At 46.5% G+C, this 21,181-nt stretch carries 18 protein-coding genes, 1 tRNA gene and 1 pseudogene; 16 read left to right on the forward strand and 4 right to left on the reverse strand.

The window, feature by feature from the left end:
- The first annotated feature begins 2 nt into the window (after positions 1 to 2).
- The 4 genes from ABK447_RS04920 to ABK447_RS04935 all read left to right on the forward strand — a co-directional run bounded on the left by ABK447_RS04920 (position 3) and on the right by ABK447_RS04935 (position 3,506).
- Entirely contained in the window at positions 3 to 1,661 is a 1,659-nt protein-coding gene (locus ABK447_RS04920) for an alpha-glucosidase (protein ID WP_108654984.1), read from the forward strand.
- 121 nt (positions 1,662 to 1,782) lie between these two features.
- The gene (locus ABK447_RS04925; protein ID WP_032867354.1) at positions 1,783 to 2,205 is read left to right on the forward strand and encodes a secondary thiamine-phosphate synthase enzyme YjbQ; all 423 of its coding nucleotides are present in this window, start codon (positions 1,783 to 1,785) and stop codon (positions 2,203 to 2,205) included.
- Positions 2,198 to 3,229: a nitronate monooxygenase gene (locus ABK447_RS04930; protein WP_108654985.1), complete on the forward strand. Its 1,032-nt coding sequence runs from the start codon at positions 2,198 to 2,200 to the stop codon at positions 3,227 to 3,229. The genes ABK447_RS04925 and ABK447_RS04930 overlap by 8 nt, the downstream gene beginning before the upstream one ends.
- A gap of 25 nt (positions 3,230 to 3,254) precedes the next feature.
- On the forward strand, positions 3,255 to 3,506 hold the full coding sequence (locus ABK447_RS04935) for a hypothetical protein (RefSeq protein ID WP_007408636.1): 252 nt from the start codon (positions 3,255 to 3,257) through the stop codon (positions 3,504 to 3,506).
- 17 nt (positions 3,507 to 3,523) lie between these two features.
- On the opposite strand, the gene ABK447_RS04940 is transcribed toward ABK447_RS04935, so the two are convergent.
- Positions 3,524 to 4,261 carry a protein-glutamine gamma-glutamyltransferase gene (locus tag ABK447_RS04940; RefSeq protein WP_007408635.1) on the reverse strand — a complete coding sequence of 246 codons (738 nt, stop codon included), beginning with the start codon at positions 4,259 to 4,261 and terminating at the stop codon, positions 3,524 to 3,526.
- Positions 4,262 to 4,404: 143 nt separating this feature from the next.
- On the opposite strand from ABK447_RS04940, the pseudogene ABK447_RS20885 reads away from it, so the two are divergent.
- The 6 genes and pseudogenes from ABK447_RS20885 to ABK447_RS04965 form a co-directional block, all read left to right on the forward strand.
- Positions 4,405 to 5,397: pseudogene (locus ABK447_RS20885) on the forward strand (cache domain-containing protein); the annotation flags it as partial.
- 165 nt (positions 5,398 to 5,562) lie between these two features.
- The gene (locus tag ABK447_RS20890; RefSeq protein ID WP_370530897.1) at positions 5,563 to 6,390 is read left to right on the forward strand and encodes a methyl-accepting chemotaxis protein; all 828 of its coding nucleotides are present in this window, start codon (positions 5,563 to 5,565) and stop codon (positions 6,388 to 6,390) included.
- A gap of 184 nt (positions 6,391 to 6,574) precedes the next feature.
- Positions 6,575 to 8,563, forward strand: a complete 1,989-nt coding sequence (locus tag ABK447_RS04950; protein ID WP_039063518.1) for a methyl-accepting chemotaxis protein — start codon at positions 6,575 to 6,577, stop codon at positions 8,561 to 8,563.
- 127 nt (positions 8,564 to 8,690) lie between these two features.
- The gene (locus ABK447_RS04955; protein ID WP_007408632.1) at positions 8,691 to 10,676 is read left to right on the forward strand and encodes a methyl-accepting chemotaxis protein; all 1,986 of its coding nucleotides are present in this window, start codon (positions 8,691 to 8,693) and stop codon (positions 10,674 to 10,676) included.
- Positions 10,677 to 10,791: 115 nt separating this feature from the next.
- On the forward strand, positions 10,792 to 12,798 hold the full coding sequence (locus tag ABK447_RS04960; protein WP_007408631.1) for a methyl-accepting chemotaxis protein: 2,007 nt from the start codon (positions 10,792 to 10,794) through the stop codon (positions 12,796 to 12,798).
- Between the two features lie 65 nt (positions 12,799 to 12,863).
- Positions 12,864 to 13,388, forward strand: a complete 525-nt coding sequence (locus tag ABK447_RS04965; RefSeq protein ID WP_003152143.1) for a type 1 glutamine amidotransferase domain-containing protein — start codon at positions 12,864 to 12,866, stop codon at positions 13,386 to 13,388.
- A gap of 31 nt (positions 13,389 to 13,419) precedes the next feature.
- On the opposite strand, the gene ABK447_RS04970 is transcribed toward ABK447_RS04965, so the two are convergent.
- Positions 13,420 to 14,406 (reverse strand): Gfo/Idh/MocA family protein, encoded by a 987-nt coding sequence (locus ABK447_RS04970; RefSeq protein WP_015240454.1) that lies wholly within the window; start codon positions 14,404 to 14,406, stop codon positions 13,420 to 13,422.
- A 179-nt stretch (positions 14,407 to 14,585) separates the two neighbouring features.
- Between ABK447_RS04970 and ABK447_RS04975 the strand changes: the two genes are divergently transcribed.
- The 4 genes from ABK447_RS04975 to ABK447_RS04990 all read left to right on the forward strand — a co-directional run bounded on the left by ABK447_RS04975 (position 14,586) and on the right by ABK447_RS04990 (position 17,302).
- A complete protein-coding gene (locus ABK447_RS04975) occupies positions 14,586 to 15,746 on the forward strand; it encodes an AI-2E family transporter (protein WP_007408629.1) in 1,161 nt (386 codons plus the stop codon).
- Positions 15,747 to 15,837: 91 nt separating this feature from the next.
- Positions 15,838 to 16,668 (forward strand): undecaprenyl-diphosphate phosphatase, encoded by an 831-nt coding sequence (locus ABK447_RS04980; RefSeq protein ID WP_046702390.1) that lies wholly within the window; start codon positions 15,838 to 15,840, stop codon positions 16,666 to 16,668.
- Between the two features lie 128 nt (positions 16,669 to 16,796).
- A tRNA-Ala gene (locus ABK447_RS04985) sits at positions 16,797 to 16,869 on the forward strand.
- 112 nt (positions 16,870 to 16,981) lie between these two features.
- On the forward strand, positions 16,982 to 17,302 hold the full coding sequence (locus ABK447_RS04990) for a hypothetical protein (protein ID WP_094031239.1): 321 nt from the start codon (positions 16,982 to 16,984) through the stop codon (positions 17,300 to 17,302).
- Positions 17,303 to 17,362: 60 nt separating this feature from the next.
- Here ABK447_RS04990 and ABK447_RS04995 read toward each other — a convergent pair whose 3' ends face one another.
- The gene (locus ABK447_RS04995) at positions 17,363 to 18,004 is read right to left on the reverse strand and encodes a cupin domain-containing protein (protein ID WP_012118280.1); all 642 of its coding nucleotides are present in this window, start codon (positions 18,002 to 18,004) and stop codon (positions 17,363 to 17,365) included.
- A gap of 217 nt (positions 18,005 to 18,221) precedes the next feature.
- Between ABK447_RS04995 and hmpA the strand changes: the two genes are divergently transcribed.
- Both hmpA and ABK447_RS05005 read left to right on the forward strand, forming a co-directional pair.
- Positions 18,222 to 19,397 (forward strand): NO-inducible flavohemoprotein, encoded by a 1,176-nt coding sequence (gene hmpA / locus ABK447_RS05000; RefSeq protein ID WP_100001565.1) that lies wholly within the window; start codon positions 18,222 to 18,224, stop codon positions 19,395 to 19,397.
- A gap of 141 nt (positions 19,398 to 19,538) precedes the next feature.
- Positions 19,539 to 20,384 carry a glucosaminidase domain-containing protein gene (locus ABK447_RS05005; RefSeq protein ID WP_094031237.1) on the forward strand — a complete coding sequence of 282 codons (846 nt, stop codon included), beginning with the start codon at positions 19,539 to 19,541 and terminating at the stop codon, positions 20,382 to 20,384.
- Between the two features lie 33 nt (positions 20,385 to 20,417).
- On the opposite strand, the gene ABK447_RS05010 is transcribed toward ABK447_RS05005, so the two are convergent.
- Entirely contained in the window at positions 20,418 to 21,086 is a 669-nt protein-coding gene (locus ABK447_RS05010) for a TrkA family potassium uptake protein (RefSeq protein WP_094031236.1), read from the reverse strand.
- Between the last annotated feature and the right edge of the window lie 95 nt (positions 21,087 to 21,181).

The raw sequence follows: 21,181 nt of genomic DNA on the forward strand, positions 1-21,181 counted from the left end.
GTATGAAAACGGATTGGTGGAAAACGGCGGCCGTCTATCAAATTTATCCCCGAAGCTTTATGGATTCGAACGGGGACGGAATCGGCGACATGAACGGCATCAGAGCAAAACTTCGTTACATAAAAGAGTTGGGGGCGGATGTGATCTGGCTTTGTCCCGTTTTTGACTCGCCGGGCGCGGACAACGGCTACGATATTCGGAATTATAAACAAATTGCCGGCGAATTCGGGACGATGGAGGATTTTGACCGGCTCCTTGCGGATGTCCATGCGCTCGGCATGAAGCTGATTATAGACCTCGTCATCAACCATACAAGCGATGAGCACCCTTGGTTTATCGAATCACGCTCGGCGAAAGATTCCGAAAAACGGGACTGGTACATCTGGAGAGACGGAAAAAACGGCAAAGAGCCGAACAATTGGGAAAGCATTTTCGGCGGATCAGCGTGGGAATATGATCAAGAGACCGGCCAGTATTACCTGCACCTGTTTGACAAAAAACAGCCTGATTTAAATTGGGAAAACGAAGCGATGAGGCAGTCCGTTTATGAGATGGTCCGCTGGTGGCTTGATAAAGGCATAGACGGCTTCCGGGTGGATGCCATTTCTCACATTAAGAAAAAAGAAGGGCTCCCTGACATGCCGAACCCGGACGGTCTCCCGTACGTCCCGTCTTTCCCGTATCATATGAATGGGGAAGGCATAATGGATCTCTTAAGAGAGCTGAAACGGGAAACATTTTCGCGCTATCCGATCATGACGGTCGGCGAGGCGAACGGAGTGGCGGCTTGGGAGGCGGCTGATTGGGCCGGTGAAGAACACGGCGTCTTTCAAATGATTTTTCAATTTGAACATCTCGGCCTCTGGGATACGGAAGATGATCAAAGCATCTCCATTCCGGCGCTTAAGCGCGTCTTGTCTGGCTGGCAGAACAGTCTTGAAGGAAAGGGCTGGAACGCGTTATTTATGGAGAACCACGATCAGCCCCGTTCCGTCTCGGTATGGGGTGACGAACGTTTTTTGACAGAAAGCGCCAAGGCACTCGCCGCGATGTATATGCTGATGAAAGGCACGCCGTTTATTTACCAGGGGCAGGAGCTCGGGATGACCAATGTTTCGTTTCCATCCATTGAAGATTATGATGACGCCGCAATGAAATATCTGTATGAAAAAGAGACGTCCCGCGGCGTTCCGCATGAAAAAGTGATGAAGATCATCTGGAAGAAGGGCCGGGATAATTCACGGACACCGATGCAATGGAGCGGTGAGGCGAACGGCGGGTTTTCTGATGCTTCTCCGTGGCTCGGAGTGAATCCGAACCACACATGGCTGAACGCTGCATCACAAATGCAGGATGAAACATCCGTATACCATTTCTACAGACGGCTGCTCGCCCTCAGAAAAGAACACAGCGTATTGATCAGCGGCACATATGAATTGCTGCTTCCGAATGACCGGCAGATTTATGCCTATCTAAGAAAAAACGGAACAAAAACCGCCCTGATCATCACAAATCTGTCTAAAACCCCCGCTTTATACAAGCATCCCGGTTATCCGCTTGACTCCGATACGCTCGTGCTCGCAAGCATGGAAACACCACCGCATCGGCATGTGACATCCTTTCTTTTAAAGCCTTATGAGGCCCGCGTATATATATGGTGAAAAACTTCAGTCCCGAGGCTGAAGTTTTTTGTGATCTGCGTTTATCATCGCGATCCGACAGGAAAAGACAAATACAGAAACGAATATGGGAAAGGAAGAGAAAAAGAAAGGAGGCATTCATATGCTGAAAAAAATGCAGATTCAAACAAACAGACGGGATGAAATGATCGACATCACACATGAAGCCGAAGCGTTTCTCCGCAAAACAGGCGTGAAAAACGGTTTGGCGCTCATATACTGTCCCCATACAACCGCCGGCATTACCATAAATGAAAATGCCGATCCGGATGTGAAGAGGGATATGCTCAGAAGGTTTGATGAAATGTATCCGTGGGAGCACGAACTGGACCGGCATATGGAGGGAAATACGGCGGCACATATGAAAGCGAGTACAATCGGCGCCTCCCAGCATGTCATCATAGAAGACGGGCGCATGATACTCGGAACATGGCAGGGCGTTTATTTTTGCGAATTTGACGGTCCGCGAAACAGAACATGTTATATCAAAATACAGGCTGAAACGGAGGAAAACACAAATGAGTGAGTGGATGAGTGCATTGTCATTAACAAAGCCCGTCATTCAAGCGCCGATGGCCGGCGGGCTGGTCACGCCGCGTCTGGCTTCGGCGGTATCGAATGAAGGGGCGCTCGGAAGCCTCGCTTCAGGATACGTCAGCCCGCAAGCCCTTGAAAAACAGCTTATCGAGATGAAAGAGCTGACGAACCGCTCCTTTCAAGTAAATCTTTTCGTTCCGGAAGAAAGGCAGATGCCTGAGGCGGAACTGGTTGAAAAATGGAAAGCCCGCATCCCGAGGGCAAAAGACGCCAAGCCGTTCGCTGATCTGAAAGAAGAATGGAATGATTTCGAGGAAAAAGCGGAGCTTCTGATCCGTTACGGAGTCAAAGCGTGTTCATTCACCTTCGGCCTGCCGCCGGAAGCAACGGCGGAAAAGCTGAAGAAAAGCGGATGTTTCCTTTTCGGCACGGCGACAACGCCGGAGGAAGCGAAGGCTTTTGAAGAACGGGGAATGAACGCCGTTATCCTTCAGGGAATAGAAGCCGGCGGACATCGCGGGTCGTTTCTGCCGGTTAAAGGAGAACCGGCTCTCGGCCTTATGGCGCTGATTCCGCAGGCTAAAGACGCGCTGAATATCCCGGTGATTGCGGCAGGCGGCATTTTTGACCGCCGCGGCGTGCAGGCCGCCCGCTGTTTGGGTGCGGACGGCGTTCAAGTAGGAACACCGTTTCTCCTTTGTGAAGAAAGCAGCGCCTCACCGGGATATCAAAAAGCCATTGCCGATTCAAAAGGAGCCGACACGCGGCTGACCACTCTGTTTTCGGGAAAACAGGCGCGGGGAATCGTGAATCAGTTCATGAAAACATATGAGGCTGACGAGGGAAATACGCTGCCTTATCCGCTGCATAATACGCTGACAAAGCCGATGCGCGGGCACGCGGCTCAATCAGGAGACGCGGAGTATATGTCTTTATGGGCCGGCCAGTCCGCCGCGAAACTTGAAGGGCCGACAGACGTGAAAACCGTTTTGGAAGAATTGTGCGAATCATAATCCAGAAATCGTGAGGTGATGGATGATGAAGATTCTTCAAATGTCCTACAAAAAAAGAGGGACTATTGAGTTTGTCTTTGAAGATTTTCCGCATTCCAAAGTCACCATGGCGCCGATTAAAGGGTATTACTTTGTCCGCGCCATTAAATGGAGCCGACGGGACAGAGCCGTCACCCGACATGATTTAGAGAAGTTTGAATGGGCTGCAAACCAAGCGCTCGGCACGACGGCTTTTTACCGGAAAAGAAAAGCATTCCGCATCCCATCGTCACAATGACAGACGATGGGATTGTTTTAATGCATGATCTGATAAAGCGCGGGTGCATCAAGCCTTGTTGCCTGGTTAAGCAGATAAGCCGGCTGCACGGCATTTTTTTTTCTTAAAGAATTCAATCTCTGGATGATTTGTTCAGCGGTCAGAATCCCGAGACCGTGGGCGAAATATTGATCATTCCCCATCACAATGACATTCTCTCCCCGCCACTGAGCCTTTGCAGGATTAAAATCAGGATTTTTAAAATATAAACAATCTCCCCGTAAAAAGTGGCTGCCGGTTTCCGTGTAGATCGGCAGATGCTCATAGTGCCAGTCATACAAAGTGATATCCCGGAAACGCCGGTTAAACCGTTCTTCACCGATTGTCTTTAAGACGGCCAGATAATAAATCACAACAATGGCGGTAGCGCATTCAAATGCGTAAAACGCCCCGTTTTCAATAATGTCCCGAATCGCTTTTGAAGCGGGGATTCTGTACTTCAGCTCCAAGGCTCCTTCCGGCGTCACTCTCCAATAAGCCGTATTTCCGTATGTTTTGGCGAAAGTTGCAAATTTCACACCTGATCCGTGCAGTTCTCTTGCGGCTTCCACAATATGGCGGCGCAGCCGCACCTCGAACATCAGTTCAGCAATCGACCCGTAATCGAATTGTACGGGAGAATTGAGCAGTTCATTTATATACGGAACAAGGCTTTCTTCCGTCTGCCAGTTCGCGATGTCCTGAGGACGAAGCACTTGGCCGGATATGATAATCATCTGCGCGCCCCCCTTCTCTTTTTTTATAAGATATGCAGGAAGCTTGGGCAATGAAAATCAAGTCATAAAAAAGGAGGAAATGTTAACAAAATGTGAAGACTGAGCCGATATATAAGGTATCACACTTGAGGGAGCAGCTTAATATGAAAAAATTCATTAATTGGTGCACAAAGGCATCGATTTCACGTAAATTAATCATTTCATTTATCGTGATCTTAATCATACCGATTCTCGTGTTAGAATTCAGTTCATACCATACGGCGAGCAATTCGCTGGATGATCAGATTTCAGGCAACGCGAAAAATAACATCGAATCTTTTAACACAACCATTACAAATGATATCGGCTCAAAAGCAAAGGCGATTGAATTTTTCAGTGAAACGTTAAAAGGATCATCCTTCTCAAAGAAAAACATGTCTGCTCTTGAAGAAAAGTTCGGGCAATACACGTCTATTCATAAGGACGTAGCCCGCATTTACGGAGGAACGGAAGACGGCGGCTACGCACAGGCGCCGAAGGAGAATACTCCGGCCGATTACGATCCGAGAACACGCACTTGGTATAAAGACGCTGTGAAGGCCGGCGGCACGCTCGTTGTCACCGACCCTTACACCGCGGCAAGCGACGGCAGCATGGTCGTTACCGTGGCAAAGCAGATGCAGGACGGAACAGGCGTAGTGGCCATGGATATTACGATTGACCAGCTGCTGAAGCAGATGCAGGGAATCAAAATCGGGCAAAAAGGATTCGTGTTTATCACGTCCAAAAATAAAACCTATGTCGCGCATAAAGACCACAAACCGGGCGACAAAGTTTCAACCCCGTGGCTGAATGAGGTATACAGCAAAGACAGCGGCATTATTTCATACAAGCTCGATGATCAAAATAAAAAAATGGCGTTTACGACAAATAAACTGACCGGATGGAAAATAGAGGGGAGCATGGAGCTCAACGAAATTAAAGACGCCTCACAACCGGTGCTGACGATGGGAATGATCGTCCTTGCAGCATCCATTATCATCGGGGGAATTTTAATTCTGTTGATTGTCAGATCCATTACGTCACCGCTGAAACGGCTTGTCCGCTCTTCTAAACAAATCAGCGGCGGAGACTTGACTGAAACCATTGATATCCGCTCGAAAGATGAATTGGGCGAACTCGGCGCGAGCTTTAATGAAATGGGAGAATCTCTGCGCGGACTGATCAGCGCGATCCAAAACTCTGTCGACAATGTGGCCGCGTCATCAGAAGAGCTGACCGCTTCAGCTTCGCAGACAAGCAAAGCGACGGAACATATTACAATGGCCATTGAGCAGTTTTCAAACGGAAACGAAGAGCAAAGCGAAAAAGTCGATTCAAGCTCAGCCAAGCTGAATCATATAAATGACGGACTCGCCGCCGTTTCCCGCACATCATCATCCATTACGGAAGCATCTAAACAATCGAAGGAAGCTGCCGGCACCGGGGAAGAATATGTGCAGCAAACCGTCGGGCAGATGAATCTCATCAATCAATCGGTCCAGCAGGCGGAAGCGGTTGTAAAAGGCCTTGAGGCCAAATCAAAAGACATCACTCATATTTTAAGAGTCATCAACGGCATTGCCGATCAGACAAACCTGCTTGCTTTAAATGCAGCCATTGAAGCGGCAAGAGCGGGTGAATACGGACGGGGCTTCTCAGTAGTAGCCGAAGAAGTGAGAAAGCTTGCCGTCCAATCCGCCGGTTCTGCCAAAGAGATTGAAAAACTCATTCAGGAAATCACGGCTGAGATTAATACATCACTTCACATGTTCACATCCGTTAATGAAGAAGTTCAATCAGGACTTGCCGTGACGGACCGCACGAAAGAAAGCTTCCAGAATATCTTCGGCATGACAAACGATATCGCCGAGAAGCTTCAATCGATGAACGGCACGGTTGAACAGCTGTCAGACAGCTCCCAGCACGTTTCAGCCGCAGTGACGGATATTGCGGACGTATCTAGGGAAAGCGCAGCAAGCATTCAGGATATTGCCGCATCCGCAGAAGAACAGCTTGCATCAATGGAAGAAATCAGCACATCCGCCGATACTTTGGCGCAAATGGCCGAAGAACTGCGGGAATTAACGAAACAATTTAAAATCAACTAGTAAAAAAGGACGCTTTCCGGATGGAAGGCGTCCTTTTTTATAGTGACAGCCGGATAATTGAATAAAAAGTCTTGCATACAAAGAGAGTATATAGAACTATTTTTCATTTATGACTTAATTTTCAATGTAATAAAAAGGGAGTCGGCCGATATAAACAGTAAATGATTGAAAGAGGTTTACAAAATTGAAAAAAACAGCAAAAAAAATCGCCAGAAAATCAATAGCCAAAAAACTGATCATTTCATTTTTACTGATCTTAATCATTCCGGTAGCAGTATTGGCTGCCGGCGCCTACCGTTCGGCGGCTTCATCCGTTGAAAAGCAAATGATGGAAAGCGCCGAAGGAAATGTGCAAATCTTAAACAATATGATTGATGACCGGATCGGAATGTTTACAAAAAGCTCAGCATATTTCAGCGAATGGGCGACAAGCGCTAAATTTAAAGAAAAAAACCAAACGGAAATGCAAGAAAGGTTCAAACAGTTTATTGAAAGCAATGATAAAGCGTCCGCCGTATTTTCAAGCAGCAAGGAAGGAACGTTTACCCGTTATCCGCATGCCGATATGCCGGCCGATTTCAATCCGCTTGAAAGAAGCTGGTATCAGGAAGCTATGGAGAATAAAGGCCAAACCATCATCACAGACCCTTATGAGTCCATCTCAAACAAAAAGATGGTCGTCACCATGGCCCGCGCGGCGCAAGACGGATCAGGCGTCGTCGCCATTGATATAAAAATCGACGATCTCATCACGATGACAAAAGAAGTGAACATCGGAAAAGAAGGATACGCCTTTATCCTCAGCAAAAATAAAAAAGCCGTTGCCTACAGTGATGAAAAAGCCGGCTCGGCGGTATCGGGAAAATGGGTTGATACATTATTCAGCGGGCAAAAAGGCGACTTTGAATATACGCTGAACGGGAAAGCGAAAAAAATGGCGTACGTGACCAATGAAGCGACGGGCTGGAAGATCAGCGGAACCATGTCCGTGGAAGAAATCAAAGATGCGGCAAGACCGGTTCTGACTCTGGCCGTTATCATACTGGCGATAGCCATTGCCGCAGGGATGATTTTCATTTATTTTGTCATCCGCTCAATTACCAAACCGTTAAAACGTCTCGTAGCTTCAGCGGAAAAAATCAGCAGCGGAGATCTGACGGAAACCATTGATGTCAGCTCTCAAGATGAGCTGGGCGTGCTCGGTAAAAGTTTTAATCATATGACAGATTCGCTCCGTTCGCTTATTCAGGGAATTCAGGACTCTGTTGAACATGTCGCTTCTTCCTCAGAGGAGCTGACGGCTTCGGCTGAGCAGACGAGCAAAGCAACGGAACATATCACCCTTGCGATTGAACAGTTTTCTAATGGAACGGAAGACCAAAGTGAGAGTATTGATAAAGCGACAGCCCAAGTGAATGAGATGAAAGACGGGCTCAGTGATCTGGCGGAAGCGGCAGCCGTGGTGACGGAAACGTCAATTGAATCGGCGGAGATATCCGGCGCCGGTGAGCGGCTTGTCAAGAAAACAGCCGGCCAGATGGGCGCCATTGACCAATCCGTAAGTAAAGCGGAGCAAGTCGTACAAGGGCTTGAACTCAAATCGCAGGACATCACCAGCATTTTGCGCGTCATTAACGGCATTGCCGATCAAACGAATCTCCTTGCTTTAAATGCAGCCATTGAAGCGGCAAGAGCGGGAGAATACGGACGCGGTTTTTCAGTCGTTGCCGAAGAAGTGAGAAAGCTTGCCGTCCAATCCGCCGATTCAGCGAAAGAAATCGAATCCTTAATTCATGAAATCGTCAAAGAAATTCATACTTCGCTCGGAATGCTGGAATCCGTCAATCACGAGGTGAAAAGCGGACTTCAGTTAACGGACGAAACGGAAAAAAGCTTCCGGGACATTTCCGTTAAAACAAATCAGATTGCCGGTGAACTGCAAAATATGAATGCAACCGTGGAACAGCTTTCTGCCGGGTCTCAGGAAGTATCAAACGCTTCAGAGGATATCGCGGCCGTCTCCAGACAAAGCGCGGCCGGCATTCAGGACATCGCGGCTTCAGCTGAAGAGCAGCTTGCGTCCATGGAGGAAATCAGTTCCTCCGCCGTCACGCTGGAAAAAATGGCGGAAGAATTACGCGAACTGACAAAGCGTTTTAAGATAAACTCTTAATTAAGTCTAAAAGACTAATTTTAAGATAGGTAAAAAGTATGTTTCGTTATATTTCTTCTTTTTGGATGTGTATAATTACCCATAATTGCCGATATGAAGGGTAAACACGCAAGAGGAGATATAGCAGATGAAAAAAATTGTGCAAATCATCAAGCAGAGATCGCTTACAAGAAAACTGCTCATTTCTTTTTTGGCCATTCTCATTCTTCCTATTTCAACGCTGGCTTTTATCGCCTATCAATCGGCGGTAAGCACGCTTGACAGGCAGATGATGGGAAGCGCACTAGATAATGTGCAGCAGATTAACGATATGATCAACACAAGCATCAGCCAAAAGGAAGACGGAACGGCATATTTCAGCGACTGGCTCACAAAGGATCGGTACAAGCCGAAAAACCAATCGCAAATTACCGATAAATTCACAGAGTACATGAAGATCAATAAAGACGTGGAATCCATTTATACGAGTGACACGGAAGGACATTTCACACGGTATCCGGATCTGCAGATGCCTAAAGGATATAATCCGCTTGAAAGAGACTGGTATAAAAAGGCCGTGGAAAATAAGGGGAAAGTTGTTGTAACAGATCCTTACCGCACGGCTTCCACCAATACGATGGTCGTGACGGTCGTTCAGCAGACGAAAGACGGCTCAGGAGTCGTCGCCATCAATATGAAAATCGATGAGCTTCTGAAAACGACAAAGAAAGTGAACATCGGAAAATCAGGCTACGCTTTTATCCTGACGAAAGACAAAAAAGTGGTCGCCCACCCGAACCGCACGTCAGGCACAGTATTAAACGGGGAGTGGGCTGAACAGCTGTTCACCAGCAAAAAAGGTGATTTTCAATACAAATACGACGGCCAGGAAAAGAAAATGGCTTATGATACAAACGGGCTGACAGGCTGGAAGATTACCGGAACGATGTATCTGGACGAAATTCATGAAGCGGCCCTGCCGATCCTTCATCTGTCCCTGCTCGTTCTCGTATTAGCGATTGTGATCGGAACCATCGTCATGGTGCTGATTATCCGTTCAATCACAAAACCGCTCAAGCAGCTTGTGACATCATCGAAACAGATCAGTGAAGGCGACTTAACAGAAACGATCGAGATTCAGTCAAAAGATGAATTAGGCGAGCTTGGCAAAAGCTTTAACAATATGGCCGCTTCGCTCAGGTCTCTCATCCATGCCATCCAGGATTCCGTGAATAACGTCGCATCTTCCTCAGAGGAGCTGACGGCTTCAGCGGAGCAGACAAGCAAGGCAACCGAACATATCACACTGGCGATCGAACAATTTTCTAACGGAAATGAAAGCCAAAGTGAAAATATTGAAAGCGCGGCGGAACATATTTACCAAATGAACAGCGGGCTTAAAGATATGGCGAAAGCATCTGCCGTCATTACCGAATCCTCCGCCACATCAGCGGAAGTCGCCAATTCAGGCGGAAAGCTTGTCCATCAGACGGTCGGCCAAATGAACGTCATTGACCGGTCAGTGAAAGAAGCTGAACAAGTGGTGCGCGGACTTGAAACAAAATCAAAAGACATTACAAACATTCTCCGTGTCATTAACGGAATCGCTGACCAGACAAACCTTCTTGCGCTGAACGCGGCAATTGAAGCCGCACGTGCGGGTGAATACGGGCGGGGCTTCTCAGTCGTCGCCGAAGAGGTCAGAAAACTTGCGGTCCAGTCAGCCGATTCAGCGAAAGAAATCGAAAGCTTAATCATAGAAATCGTCAACGAAATCAATACATCTCTCGGCATGTTCCAATCCGTCAACAAAGAGGTGGAGAGCGGACTGGATATTACGAATCAGACCGAAACGAGCTTCAAACGGATTTCTGAAATGACGAACCAGATCGCCGGAGAAATTCAAAATATGAATGCGACGGTAGAACAGCTGACAGCAGGCTCTCAGCAGATTTCAGGAGCTTCTGAGCAAATCGCGTCCATCGCAAAAGAAAGCTCCGCCAGCATTCAGGATATTGCGGCCTCCGCCGAAGAACAGCTGGCTTCAATGGAAGAAATCAGTTCGTCTTCGGAAACGTTATCCCAAATGGCGGAAGAATTACGTGATATGACGAAACGATTTAAAATAGATTAATAGGTCATAGAACACCCAAATGTGCTGTTTGGGTGTTTTTTTTAGTTTTTTTAATAAATCTTTTGTCCTATCTGACGATATTAGATTTAGCTTTTCAAAGAAGGAGACTGAAAAAATGAAACAACTGATACATTGGATCAAACAGCCATCCATCAGCAAGCCGCTGATCGCGGCATTTTTAGCCGTATTGGTGCTTCCGGTCGGCATACTCGCCTACTTCAGCTACCAAACGGCGGGGAGTACATTAGAAAGCGAACTGACCCACAGCGCCCAGGGAAATGTCAGTGAACTGAACAGCGTGCTGGAAAACATGCTTGAGGGTAAGCTGAAAGCGATTGACTACTTCAGCGAATCAATCACAAAGGAAAAACTGAACACAAAAAATAAATCGGTACTGCTTGACAACATGAAGCAGTATGTCACCGTAAATGACGATGTCGCGTCAATTTACGCCGCGTCTCGCGACAAAGCGTTCGTGAAATATCCGTCCGTTGATATGCCGTCCGATTATAATCCGCTCACGCGCGAGTGGTATACCAAAGCGGTTGAAAAAAGCGGACAGCCGGTGTTTACCGAGCCCTATAAAGACGCTGCAACCGGACAGACGGTTGTTACGATTGCCCAGCAGACAAAAGACGGATCAGGCGTTGTGGCGCTTGATATTAATCTTGGCGACCTGCTGAACGCTTCCGAACGCGTCCAGATCGGTCATAAAGGTTTTGCCTTCATTACAACGGGAGATAAAAAATACATCGCGCATCCGACTATAAAAGCGGGAACGGAAGGCTCCGGAGAGTGGACGGAAGAAGTATTTTCCAAATCAAGCGGATCGTTTGAATACATGTTTGAAGGACAGCAGAAGAAAATGGCCTTCACGACAAACAAACTGACGGGCTGGAAAATCGCCGGCACATTTTTTGTCAGTGAGATCCATGACGCAGCCTCGCCTGTCATGAAAATGGCGCTGATCATCCTGGCGGTTTCTCTTATCGTCGGCGGTATTTTAATCGTTTTTATCATTCGCTCGATTGCAAAACCGCTCAAAAAACTTGTTTCGACATCAGCTAAAATCAGTGACGGCGATTTAACGGAAGTCATTGACATCAAGTCGAAAAATGAATTCGGGCAGCTCAGCCAAAGCTTCAATGAGATGTCGGCGTCACTCCGGTCTGTCATCGGCGTCATCCAGTCATCCGTCGAACATGTCGCTTCTTCATCCGAAGAGCTGACGGCATCCGCCGGACAGACAAGCAAGGCGACAGAGCATATTACACTGGCGATTGAACAATTCTCAAACGGAAACGAATCACAAAGCGAGAAATTGGAAGAAAGTGCTGATCACCTTTCCCAAATGAATGCGGGCATTGCCGAGACGGCGAATGTATCGGCGGAAATCACTGAATCTGCCATCCAAACCTCTGAAACGGCCGGAAGCGGAGAAGAATTAGTGGCGAAAACGGTCGGCCAGATGAAAACAATTGATCGTTCCGTACAGCAGGCGGAAGCGGTCGTAAAAGGGCTGGAAACGAAGTCGCACGACATTAAGAGCATCCTCAACGTCATTAACGGCATTGCCGATCAAACAAATCTGCTTGCCTTAAACGCTGCCATTGAAGCGGCCAGAGCAGGCGAATACGGGCGGGGCTTCTCCGTCGTTGCGGAAGAAGTGAGAAAGCTTGCCGTACAATCAGCCGGCTCCGCGAAGGAAATCGAAACGCTGATTCAGGAAATCGTCAAAGAAATCGCCACATCGCTTTCCGTATTCCAAGCGGTGAATCAAGATGTGAAGGAAGGCCTCGATATTACGGATCAAACGGCCGAAAGCTTCAAAAAAATCTCAGAAATGACGACTCAGATTTCAGGCGCCTTGCAGCATATGAACGGAACGCTTGAGAAGCTTGCAGCCGGGTCGCAAAATGTGACAAACGCGGTGGAGGACATTACCTCAGTCGCCAAAGAAGGGTCCGCCGGCATTCAAGACATCGCCGCCTCAGCTGAAGAGCAGCTGGCCTCCATGGAAGAAATCAGTTCATCCGCCGAAACGCTTGCGCATATGGCTGAAGAACTGCAGCAGGTCACACGGAAATTTACGATTCAGTCTGAAGACGAAGAACAGCTGTAGCGAGCTGTTTCTTTTCCTCATTTTAAAAAAGCGATACACTAGTATAAAAGAAGGGAGTGGCAGTGATGAGATTAGAAGGCAAAAAAGTCATAGCGCTTGTCAGTGACGATTTTGAAGACTTAGAGCTTTGGTATCCCGTCTACCGGCTGAGAGAGGAAGGCGCGATCGTTCATTTAATAGGAGAAGAAGCGGGCCGTTCATACAAAGGAAAATACGGCGTGCCCGCGACGGCGGATTACGATTTTAAGAGCCTGATTATTCAGGAGTATGACGCCGTGCTCGTGCCCGGCGGCTGGGCTCCTGACAAACTGCGAAGATATCCCGAAGTTTTGGACATCATCCGTACGATGAACGAGCAGAAAAAGCCGATCGGCCAGATCTGCCATGCGGGCTGGGTGCTCATATCTGCCGGAATTCTCGCAGGAAAAAAAGTAACGAGCACGCCCGGCATCAAAGACGACATGACAAATGCAGGGGCACAGTGGCTGGATGAAGCTGTCGTAACTGACGGCCACATTGTATCAAGCCGCCGCCCGCCCGACCTTCCGCAGTATGCAAAAGCGTTTGCTGACCTGTTAGCGTCCAAATAAAAAACATCCGCCCGAATCAGGGCGGATGTTTTTAGTTTTGATCGGCGGGAAAGACAATTCCGATTTGTTTTCTCGCTTCTTCCATAATGCTTGCCGTAATGAAAGAACGTTCAAATGTATTTTCGGAAGACTCCCGCTGTCCGTTTCGAAGAAGATTGATGAATTCAGCCGTTTCGTAGTACATCGATGGTTTCAGATCAGGGACTGAAATGTCTTCCGTCCGGCCGTCACGATAGCGGATTTCCGCCCGTTCCGGTCCGTGAATGCTGTCCAGAACGATCGTGCCGTCTTCACCCTGAATTTCCGCCGGGGCAAACGAATTTGAGATTTTCGAATGCATCAGCACCGCTTCAAATCCGTCGTATGACAGAATGACCGTGCCTTCGCCGTCAACGCCGGATGCTAGTTTATGACCGGTCGCAATGACGTTTTTCGGTTTGCCGAACAGGACGACGGCCGGATAAATGCAGTACACGCCGATGTCCATTAACGAACCGTTCGATAATTCAGGCTTAAACGCGTTTAGCACCGTACCGTTCTTATATGCATCATATCGTGATGAATATTGGCAGTAGCTTGCTGTGAATCTCCTGACGGGTCCGATTTTATGTAAGTGGTTTTGAAGCATGCTGAAGTTCGGCAGGAACGTTGTTTTCATGGCTTCCATCAAGAGAACGCCGTTCGTTTTGGCTGCGTGAATCATTTCATCCGTTTCCCTTGCGTTAGACGCAAACGGTTTTTCGCACAGTACATGCTTGCCGTGTTCCATAAAAAGGACCGCCTGCTCTTTGTGAAATGCATTCGGGCTGGCGAGATACACCGCGTCATAGGCTTTGCTTTCCGCCATTTCTTTCAGGCTGGTAAAATAATGAGCAGCGCCGTGTTTGCCGGCGAATTCCGCCGCGCGTTCCTCAGTTCTGGAATAAACCGCCGTTAATTGAAAATCATCAATAGCAGAAGCCGCCTCCAGAAATCGTTCTGTAATCCAATTCGTTCCGACTGTTGCAAATCGAATCATTGCTATCGCTCCTTCTATGTATTGGCTTACATTATAGCTTTTTTTCTGAGAAACATAAATGGAAAAAAGGCTGCCAGCTAAAGGGATAGGAAAAATTCCCATAGAGACCGGTTATTATTTTTCATTACAGGAACGATAGTGTACAATTTAAGTAAAATACATATGATGGAGGAACAATAGTGGAAACATTGCAAACATGGGGCGGCAGATTTAAACAGTTTTTCTTAGACAATAAATTTGTCTTGTTTTTGCTTGTATTGCTGCTCATCGGTCTCAATATCCTTGTCTTTATGAAGACATCATTTATTTTCACACCTATTATCGTCCTGCTCAAAACGATTGCGCTCCCCGTCATTTTGACAGGAATTGTTTATTATCTGCTTAATCCGATCGTAGATATATTGGAAAAAATAAGAGTGAAAAGAGTCTATTCCATCCTGCTCCTTTACCTCATTATTATAGGGCTGATTACGATTACGGTCGTTTCAATTATTCCGTTTTTAAAGGAACAGATCATGAGCCTGATCGACAATCTGCCGAAATATGTGGATATCGTTGAAGATCAGACGAAAAGCCTGATCGGAAGCGATTTTGTAAATCAGGCGCAAAAGACGATGAATATCAACATTTCCGATCTTGCTAATAAAGTATCGGCGCAGGCGGCGACAATTGCAAACAGCACATTTACCGGAGTCGGGAATTTTATCGGCGCGCTGACGGAAGTAATTATTTCAATTGTGACCGTGCCGTTTATTCTGTTCTATTTGCTGAAAGACGGCAAAAAACTGCCGATTTATATCTTAAAGTTTGTGCCCACCCGTCTGAAAGAACAAACGTATACGATGCTTAGTGAAATGAACCACAGATTAAGTTCCTATATCAGAGGACAGGTCATCGTCAGCTTCTGCATCGGGTTTTTATTATTTATCGGCTATCTGATTATCGGACTTGATTATGCGTCACTGCTTGCGGTCATTGCCGCTTGTACGAGCGTTGTTCCGTATTTAGGGCCGACCATTGCCATCACGCCGGCGATTATTATCGCGTTGGTCACTTCGCCCCTTATGCTGCTGAAGCTTGCGATTGTATGGACCGTTGTCCAGCTCGTGGAAGGGAAATTAATTTCGCCGCAGATCATGGGGAAAAATCTTCACATTCACCCGATTACCATCATCTTTGTTCTTTTAACCGCCGGAAAGCTGTTCGGGGTTGTCGGCATTATTTTAGCCATCCCGGGGTATGCGGTCATCAAAGTGGTCACGACCCATCTGTTTGATTGGTTCAAAATGCGTTCGCATTTATATGAAGAAGAAAAAAATGATGCTGGATCGAAGTCATAAAATCGGAACGGACATGATATTTATTATAAGACAGGCTTTCCTTCAGAGGAGAGCTTCTCTTTTGTAAATGATGAATGAAGGGAAGAATGGGATGACACTATGGGAGATGTTCACAGCAACCGTTTTGGGAATCGTGGAAGGGCTGACGGAGTATGCGCCGGTTTCTTCCACGGGACATATGATCATAGCGGATGACATCTGGCTGAAATCCGGAAGCCTGATGAATCCGGAAGCCGCCAATTCCTTCAAAGTGGTGATTCAGCTCGGTTCGATTCTGGCGGTGGCCATTGTGTTTAAGGATCGGATATTACATTTACTCGGCCTCAAAAAAAACGTCACGCGCGATCAGCAGAAGGGATACAGGCTGACCATCGCGCAAATCGCCGTCGGTCTTGTTCCGGCGGCGGTGCTCGGCTTTTTATTTGAGGATTTCATTGACCGCTATTTATTCTCCGTCAGAACGGTCGCTTACGGATTAATTGCCGGAGCCGTGCTTATGCTTATAGCGGACTGGATCAATAAAAGGAAAGAAACGATCGATACGGTAGACAGAATCACCTACAAACAGGCTTTCTGTGTCGGATTATTCCAGTGTCTCGCCTTATGGCCCGGATTTTCCCGCTCAGGCTCAACGATTGCCGGAGGTGTCATTGTCGGCTTGAATCACCGGGCAGCCGCAGACTTCACCTTTATTATGGCTATTCCGATTATGGCGGGCGCAAGCCTTCTGAAGCTGGTGAAATACTGGAGCAGTCTTTCTTATGACATGATTCCGTTTTTTCTAGTCGGCTTTATCTGCGCCTTTGTCGTCGCCCTCTTAGTCGTCAAGTTTTTTCTTCGGCTTATTAACCGGATTAAGCTTGTCCCGTTCGCCATTTACCGTGTCATCCTCGGCATCATTTTAATCATGCTCGTGCGATAAACGAAGAGGCCCCCCGGAGGGTCTTCTTTTTATGTTCGAAAAACGTCTCAGGAAAATATGAGCAAACTGAATTTTCTGCTTGAAATTCATAGAAGACTCGTCTATAATAAAACATGACGTTACAGCACGGGGCCATAGCTCAGCTGGGAGAGCGCTACGCTGGCAGCGTAGAGGTCAGGGGTTCGAGCCCCCTTGGCTCCATACCTTTAAACCCTTATTCTATAAATAAGGGTTTTTTTGTTTTTTCATCTTCTGCGGCAGCCTCTATGTTCTGCTTCATTTCTAACAATTCAAAATAAAGGAAAGAGAGAAAATGAAAAAGAAAATCTATCTTCTACTAACTCTTTCAGCGGCACTGGCACTTCTTTTAACAGCGCTCCCGGCTCTTTCTCCCATCGTCTTCACGTCTGCTTCAGAAAAAGGAGCCATCAGGCATGACATTTATAAAAAAGGATATCCGTATCAAAGCTACTTTGCGATTCTTCGAAAAGAAGAAGGCGGCGGAGAGGCCGGGAACCTTTATTATGTAAATTGGTTCAATTGGAAAGATGAAACCGGACAGACGCCGCACGTATGTTATTCAAAAAAATCGTCCGAAGGCGAGTACAAAGTAAGCTGCGGAACCGGATCGTAATGATCAAGAGCCCCTCTCCAATGAGGGGCTCTTTCTGTCGATGCCGCTCTGGCTCTCCGTTTAATATCCCCAATATAACGGCGTATCATAATGCCGATACGGATCATTCGGATAATGCGTATTTGGCTGATAAGGCGTATTCATATCATGAATCCCCGTGTTTTCAGTCTGTCCGCAGTATTTATCGGGACCTATTACAGTTGATTGCCGGATCGGTGAAACGGCTTTTTCCCACTCATGCTCATTCAGACAGTACGTATGCGCCATGATCTCAGGCGGCGTCAGACGGAGAATATCCGAGCCGTATATCACTTCAGGCGAAGGGGCGTCAAATATGGCCAAAAGGTGGGTTTTGTCTGAAGTGGCGACTTCATAATGCCACCACCCCTGCGGAACATTCGCCACTTGTCCTGAAGAGATCGGATAATTCCGTATTTTCTGGGTGAACGGATTCAGCATCGACACCACCGCGGAACCCGAAATACAGTACACCAATTCAGCGGCGTTTTGATGGGTATGCGGTTCAATCACATTTGTTTTGCTCAGAAAGATATCTAATAATGAAATATTTTCAAGCGTGTTTAACTGTTTAATCCCCAATACATTGATAAAGTTCCGAGCATCTTTCGTAAAAAAACGGCTCTCATTCACATTATAAGTGAACTGTGTATTCGGAGACGTGTAATCGATATCGGAAACCATGCACTCCCCCGCTTTCATCTTTAAACGTATATTCCTAAATATATGTGTCCCTGTTTCACCGGGTGATAAAAAAGGAGGTAAAATCCATAAATTCCAAATCCAACACAATATTGTGACGACTTTTTTAAAGATTCATTTTAAATATATCTTTTATTCAAAATATCTCTTACTATAAAGATATATTGAAAATACATCTTTAGAAGGGTTGAGGATTAACATGCTGGATGAGAGAACAATAGACATCATCAAAAGCACAGTACCCGTATTGCAAACACATGGAGAAAACATCACCGGACGCTTTTATAACCTGATGTTTCAAGATCATCCCGAACTGTTAAATATGTTTAACCAAACGAACCAAAAGAAACAGACTCAGCGCGCAGCATTGGCAAATGCAGTCATTGCGGCTGCGGCGAATATTGATCAACTAGAACAAATCATTCCGGCGGTCAGACAGATCGGCCATAAACACACAAGCATCGGTGTAAAACCGGAACATTATCCGATTGTCGGAAAGTATCTGCTTCTGGCAATTAAGGATGTGCTGCAGGATGCCGCAACTCCTGAGATTATGCAGGCATGGGAAAAAGCTTACGGTGTTATTGCGGAGGCTTTCATCGGCATTGAAAAAGACATGTACAATGAAGCCGGATGGCAGGGGTATAAAGAATTTACGGTTATACAGAAAACGAAAGAAAGCATAGATATCACATCATTTTATATCAAACCGAGTGACGGTTCTTCGCTTCCTGGATTTGAAGCGGGACAATATATCAGCATTAAAGTGCGGATTGCGGATTCTCCTTATACGCACATTCGCCAGTACAGCCTGTCTGATGCTTCTCAAAAAGGGGCATATCGGATTTCTGTGAAAAAGGACGGAGCGGTTTCTTCTCATCTCCACAATGAAGTTCAAGAGGGAGATAAACTTGAAGTCAGCGCACCCGCCGGGGATTTCAAGCTGTCTTCTGCCGAAAAACCGGTTGTTCTTATCAGTGCCGGTTCCGGAATCACGCCGATGATGAGCATGCTGAAAACAGCCGCCGAAAAACAGCCGGAGCGTTCCGTTACTTTTATTCATGCCGCGAAAAACGGAGAGTACGCCGCGTTCCGCAAAGAGGCTGAACAAGCTGCGGAGAATCATCCGAATCGTAACATCATTTACGTATACAGTGAACCGGCAGAACAAGACCGCTCAGGAGACAAGCCTTTTTACAGCGGCAGGATTGATCAAACCTTCTTGGAGCAGCTTCATCTGAATCAAGATGCTGAATTTTACTTGTGCGGATCAGCGCAGTTTATGACGCAAATGAAAGATATGATTCTTGCTCTCGGGTTTGACTCTGATTCCGTTCAATATGAATTGTTCGGCCCTCAGCTGAGCATGGCATAACAAAAAAGACTCCTCAAAGAGGAGTCTTTTTTATTTGCACAATGTGTTCTTTCTCCGTCTTTTTCCCTATTTTATTGAAATTTTCATCAATGACCAGTAAAATTATAAATCTAGTGATTCCGGAATTAAAGGAAGGTTGATATGAAAAAGAAAGCAAAGACCAAAAGGGTGCTTGGGTGCCTTTTTGCTGTATCTCTTATATTCGGATTATTTCTGGTATCAATGGTGTTTTCGAAATTCATAGTGATGGAAGAAAAACCGCCTGAAGAGGTGGACGAGCAGCAGGTCTTTATTGACAGCCTTTCCGGGCATGCTCAAATTTTATATGAGAAATATCATGTCCTTCCGAGCATCACCCTCGCACAGGCCATTCTCGAATCGGACTGGGGGAACAGTGAGCTTGCGGGGAAAGCGCGCAACCTGTTCGGTGTAAAAGGTGATTATAAAGGAAAACACGTCACGATGAAAACGGATGAATTTGAAAAAGGAAAACGAAAAACGATTCGGGCAAAATTCCGTAAATACAGCACGTTTTTTGAATCAATGGATGACCATGCCAAATTATTTGTCAACGGAACGTCTTGGAATAAAAAGAAGTATAAGCCCGTCATTGAAGCGGACAATTATAAAACAGCGGCGGCTGCCCTTCAAAAATCCGGCTACGCCACAGACCCCGGCTATGCTGAAAAAATTAAAGATGTCATAGAAACCTATAATCTGAATGAATATGACAAAATCAATGCCTCTCTTAAAGCAGTTGATATGAAAGGCGCCATCAAAGACCACGCCATTGAAGACGTGTGGTCCAAGCCGTCAAAAGAGCAGCATTCTATTAAACTGGCATCGGCGCAAAAGTTTACCGGCCAGCATATTAAAGTTGTATCTGAAAAACAAAACGGAGAATCCGTCTGGTACCAAATTCAAGTGAAAGATGAGCTGATCGGCTGGGTTGACCAAACCGCCGTCCAGTTAAGTGAAGAAACATAAGCATCAAAAAAAGCCGGCAGCCCGCCGGCTTTTTTACATTCCTTCAGTTTCAAACCTTTTAATATTACGTTTATGCCCCATCAGCACAAGGCAGTCACATTCATGAATGACAGTCTCCGGAGAAGGGGACAGCTGAATGTCTCCATTATGTTTCACGGCGAGAATGGTGCAGCCGAATCTGGCCCGGACGCCGAGATCAAGAATGGATTTTAAATGCAGCTTTTTCGTGGCTGAAAGCTCCACAATGCTGTATTCATCTGACAAATCAATGTAATTTAAGACATTTTCATCCGAAAGGCTTTGCGCAATCCGCACGCCCATATCCTTTTCGGGATGGATAATACGATCAGCACCGATCTTTTCAAGCACTTTGTGATGATAATAGTTTTGCGCTTTCACCCAAATATTAGGGATGTTCAGCTCCTTCAATAACAGCGTCGTCAGCGTGCTTGCCTGAATGTTGGCGCCGATTGCTACGATGACATATTCAAAATTTCTGATGCCGAGCGACTGAAGCTCGCTTTCTTCCGTTGAATTTGCCCGCACAGCATGCGTGGCATAAGAGGAGTATGCGTTGACCCGCTCTTCGCTGATATCGACCGCAAGCACCTCATGCCCCATTTTAAAAAGCTCTTTACAGATGCTTCCGCCGAAACGGCCGAGTCCGATGACGGCAAATTGTTTATTTTTGATTTTTCCCAATCCTCATAACTCCTTAAGAAACTGTTTTCGTCACTCCAAATACAACAAACAAGAATGTACTCCTGTTTCAAGGGTTTGTCAATGCGAGGGCCGGA

This window comes from Bacillus sp. hwrm1 (genome assembly GCF_040207805.1).
GTDB classification, from domain to species: Bacteria; Bacillota; Bacilli; order Bacillales; family Bacillaceae; genus Bacillus; species Bacillus velezensis.

Coding starts and splice junctions, on each gene's coding strand:
- ABK447_RS04920 (WP_108654984.1), top strand. CDS start 3: ATGAAAACGGATTGGTGGAAAACGGCGGCCGTCTATCAAATTTATCCC.
- ABK447_RS04955 (WP_007408632.1), top strand. CDS start 8,691: ATGAAAAAAATTGTGCAAATCATCAAGCAGAGATCGCTTACAAGAAAA.
- ABK447_RS04990 (WP_094031239.1), top strand. CDS start 16,982: ATGAAAAAGAAAATCTATCTTCTACTAACTCTTTCAGCGGCACTGGCA.
- ABK447_RS04930 (WP_108654985.1), top strand. CDS start 2,198: ATGAGTGAGTGGATGAGTGCATTGTCATTAACAAAGCCCGTCATTCAA.
- ABK447_RS04940 (WP_007408635.1), bottom strand. CDS start 4,261: ATGATTATCATATCCGGCCAAGTGCTTCGTCCTCAGGACATCGCGAAC.
- ABK447_RS20890 (WP_370530897.1), top strand. CDS start 5,563: ATGGCCATTGAGCAGTTTTCAAACGGAAACGAAGAGCAAAGCGAAAAA.
- ABK447_RS04980 (WP_046702390.1), top strand. CDS start 15,838: ATGACACTATGGGAGATGTTCACAGCAACCGTTTTGGGAATCGTGGAA.
- ABK447_RS04970 (WP_015240454.1), bottom strand. CDS start 14,406: ATGATTCGATTTGCAACAGTCGGAACGAATTGGATTACAGAACGATTT.
- ABK447_RS05005 (WP_094031237.1), top strand. CDS start 19,539: ATGAAAAAGAAAGCAAAGACCAAAAGGGTGCTTGGGTGCCTTTTTGCT.
- ABK447_RS04965 (WP_003152143.1), top strand. CDS start 12,864: ATGAGATTAGAAGGCAAAAAAGTCATAGCGCTTGTCAGTGACGATTTT.
- ABK447_RS04935 (WP_007408636.1), top strand. CDS start 3,255: ATGAAGATTCTTCAAATGTCCTACAAAAAAAGAGGGACTATTGAGTTT.
- ABK447_RS04925 (WP_032867354.1), top strand. CDS start 1,783: ATGCTGAAAAAAATGCAGATTCAAACAAACAGACGGGATGAAATGATC.
- ABK447_RS04995 (WP_012118280.1), bottom strand. CDS start 18,004: ATGGTTTCCGATATCGATTACACGTCTCCGAATACACAGTTCACTTAT.
- hmpA (WP_100001565.1), top strand. CDS start 18,222: ATGCTGGATGAGAGAACAATAGACATCATCAAAAGCACAGTACCCGTA.
- ABK447_RS04960 (WP_007408631.1), top strand. CDS start 10,792: ATGAAACAACTGATACATTGGATCAAACAGCCATCCATCAGCAAGCCG.